Consider the following 3,082-nt stretch of genomic DNA (forward strand, 5'->3'; position numbering starts at 1 on the left):
CAGAAGGGTTGAAACCAGCTGAGATTGCTAGACGTTTTGGGAAGAAGTCGCTCCACCATTTTACATGAAATCAAGCGTGGGACGACAAAACAAGTCAAGCAGGTAAATGGTAAAAAGGTCTACTTTGACCACTACTTCGCTGACCTAGCTCAAAGGCGTTACGTTGAAGGGCGACAAGGAATTTACTACCTCAAACTCGAAAAGGTATCTGAGCACTTTCTAAAGGCCTTTGAAGAAGCCATGAAGGCCTCTCCCAGAGTTCATAGTGTAGACAGCTTCGTTTATGCTTATAAAGAGGAACACCCAAGTGAAACCGTTCCAAGTACCAAACCCCTTTACAACTATATTCATCAAGGCTTGCTAGCTATTAAGGCCATTGATTTACCTAAAGCTGTACGGCTTCGTAAAAAGACTAAGAAGCGCTCTGAAAAATACGACGCTAAGTCTTGGTACTGGTCTGTCTGGCATATTGACCAAATGGTTATGAAATATCCAGACATCTTTGACAAGAGCATTCAGGATAAGTGGAAAGCCAAAGAAGAAGAGTGGGGCAAGGAAGAGAGCCAAGACTCCAACTGCCTACAAGCCATTGCCAACCACGATACGGCAGTGGAGCCTGGTATCATTGAATTTTAAGTTTACACTCTTTTCTTAGGAAAGGAGCTTTTTTTGAAAATTCTTTAGACTTTCACTAGATTTTCCCAGTTGAAAAGAGTAGAATGAGGGAGGAGGCCAAAAAATGTCTACAATACAAACAATTTTTATCTATCTTATATTTGCTCTTATTGTGCTATCAGAAATATATATTAAACATCACACTAAAAAGAATAAGGCTGAACATTCAGCTGATGACGGAACACGCTATGTGATTATCGCCAGCGTCGTCTTGTCCTTGCTATCGGTTAATCTTGACAATCTAGCAGTTTTTCGTGTGAAACTACCAAGCATTTTTCTTTTTCTAGGTTTTGCTTTGGCTATCTTTGCCATAGCCTTGCGTCTGTACGCGGTCAACTACCTGGGCAAGGCTTTTACCTTAGCGGTGCAGACGACAGACCAGCAAAAGCTGGTAGATAGCGGACCTTATGCGATTGTGAGAAATCCTGCCTATACAGGTAGCATCTTATCCCTGCTAGGTTTGTCTCTCATCACACTGAATCTCTACAGTTTTTTCTTGTCTCTCTTAGTTTTGGTTGTTGGCTACGTTATTCGCTTACGAGTTGAGGAGAAGGTCCTAGGAGAGCATTTCGGGCAAGCCTATCAAGATTATTGTAGCAAGGTTAAATATCGAATTTTCCCTTTTATTTGGTAGGACAATATCAGAATACGGCATCTTATGCGACGAATAGAAAAAATGATTGAATGAGAGATTCGCTAGATATTCTAGCGGATTTTTTCGGCTCTTTGTCAACTGTAGTGGGTTGATAAAAAGTTACAACCTGGAGAGGACCAAATTGGTTCTCTCCTTTTTGATATTCAAAGCAATGAGAATTCTCGTTCTAAAATTTTCAAAGTTCCGGAAGCCAAAAGCATTTCGCTTAATGACTTTGATGAGGTTATTTGCGGCCTCAAGTTTTGCGTTTGAGTAGGGAAGTTCAAGTGCATTAATGGTCTTATCCTGATCCCTCAAAAAGGTCCTAAAAATGGTCTGGGAGATAGGATTCACAGAAGAAATGGACCCTGTGATCAATTCAAAGAAATAGTCAGCGTGCTTCTCTTGAAAATGAAAGAGTAAAAGCTGATAGAGTTCCTAGTGATCTCTAAGATCTTGAGAGTAAGAGAGAAGTTTTTCGAGAATCTCTTTATTGGTTAAATGCGACCGAAATGTTGGACGATAAAATCGTTTACTGCTCAGCGTATACTTATCTTGTTGAATGAGTTTCCAGTAACGTTTCAGTGCTTTATATTCGTGCGATCTCCTATCAAACTGATTCATAATTTTGATTCGTACGCGATTCATTGCTCGACTGAGATGCTGGACAATATGAAAGCGATCGAGAACGATTTTAGCATTTGGAAAAAATTTTCTAGTAATATCGTAGTAGGGACTAAACATGTCCATGGTAATGACTTTCACGCGACTTCTTACCTGTCTAGAATACCGAAGGAAATGATTGCGAATAGTTGCTTGAGTCCGTCCATCTAAGATAGCTAGAATCTTTCTTGTATCATAGTCCTGTGCAATAAAGCTCATCTTTCCTTTCTTGAAGCTATATTCATCCCAACTCAAGTGTTCTGGAAGGTGGTTAAGATCAGTCTTAAATTTGAATTTATGTAACTGGCGAATGACGGTGGAAGTAGAGACAGCTAAGCTTTCAGCGATGGCTGTCATAGGGACTTTCTCAATCAATTTTTGAGAGATTTTCTGCTTGACGATGGTTGCAATTTGGTGATTCTTCTTGACTAAGGAAGTCTCTGCGACAGCTACTTTCCGACAGATTTTACAGCGGAAACGGCGTTTCTTTAAGCGAATGAGAGTCTTGTAACCCGCACACTCTAAATAGGGAATTTTTGATTCTTTCTGGAAGTCATATTTAGCCATTTGTCCTTGGCAGTGGGGCATTTAGGATCAGGATAATCCAGTTTAGCGATGATTTCTTTATGAGTTCCAGCATCTAGAACATCCAAGATTATGATGTTAGGGTCTTTCTAATGAGGGTTTGTCACTTTTTCATTATAGGTCTTATGAGGCTTTTTTCTACAAAAAATAGACTCCATAATTCCTACAGTGGTTTTACCCACTACAGAAATTATAGAGCCAGTTTTGATAGGAAAGTTTGTCTGTAAATTGCTATTTTTTTACCGCCCCGTTGTAAAATGAGGTGCAACAAAAAAAGACAAGCTTATCTGATATACTAAAGTTGCGAAACAAAGTATAAGGAAAGAGATAAGCATGTCCACCACAAATTGTACCACAAAACAACCCTATTGCCACCTCTCAGAGGTAGAACGAGGAAAAATCGAGGCCTTCCTATCAGAAGGGTTGAAACCAGCTGAGATTGCTAGACGTTTGGGAAGAAGTCGCTCCACCATTTCACGTGAAATCAAGCGTGGGACGACAAAACAAGTCAAGCAGGTAAATGGT

The 3,082-nt window shown here is 40.0% G+C and carries 2 protein-coding genes and 2 pseudogenes; 3 read left to right on the forward strand and 1 reads right to left on the reverse strand.

The genetic code is table 11. From position 1 onward, the window contains the following. Nucleotides 1-636 (forward strand): annotated as a pseudogene (locus HSISS2_RS09185) (helix-turn-helix domain-containing protein); the annotation flags it as partial. 103 nt (nt 637-739) lie between these two features. Continuing rightward, nucleotides 740-1,309 (forward strand): isoprenylcysteine carboxylmethyltransferase family protein, encoded by a 570-nt coding sequence (locus HSISS2_RS09190; RefSeq protein WP_021146460.1) that lies wholly within the window; start codon nt 740-742, stop codon nt 1,307-1,309. Nucleotides 1,310-1,429: 120 nt separating this feature from the next. Here the strand turns inward: HSISS2_RS09190 and HSISS2_RS11135 are convergent. Beyond that, nucleotides 1,430-2,634: pseudogene (locus HSISS2_RS11135) on the reverse strand (ISL3 family transposase). A 256-nt stretch (nt 2,635-2,890) separates the two neighbouring features. Here HSISS2_RS11135 and HSISS2_RS09200 point away from each other — a divergent pair. Then, on the forward strand, nt 2,891-3,082 hold a 192-nt coding region (locus tag HSISS2_RS09200; protein WP_042767133.1), incomplete at its 3' end, for a helix-turn-helix domain-containing protein.

Source organism: Streptococcus sp. HSISS2 (assembly GCF_000448665.1).
Classification (GTDB): Bacteria; Bacillota; Bacilli; order Lactobacillales; family Streptococcaceae; genus Streptococcus; species Streptococcus raffinosi.

What these genes read in the sequence shown, in the direction of transcription:
- HSISS2_RS09190 (WP_021146460.1), top strand. Translation starts at nt 740, where the DNA reads ATGTCTACAATACAAACAATTTTTATCTATCTTATATTTGCTCTTATT.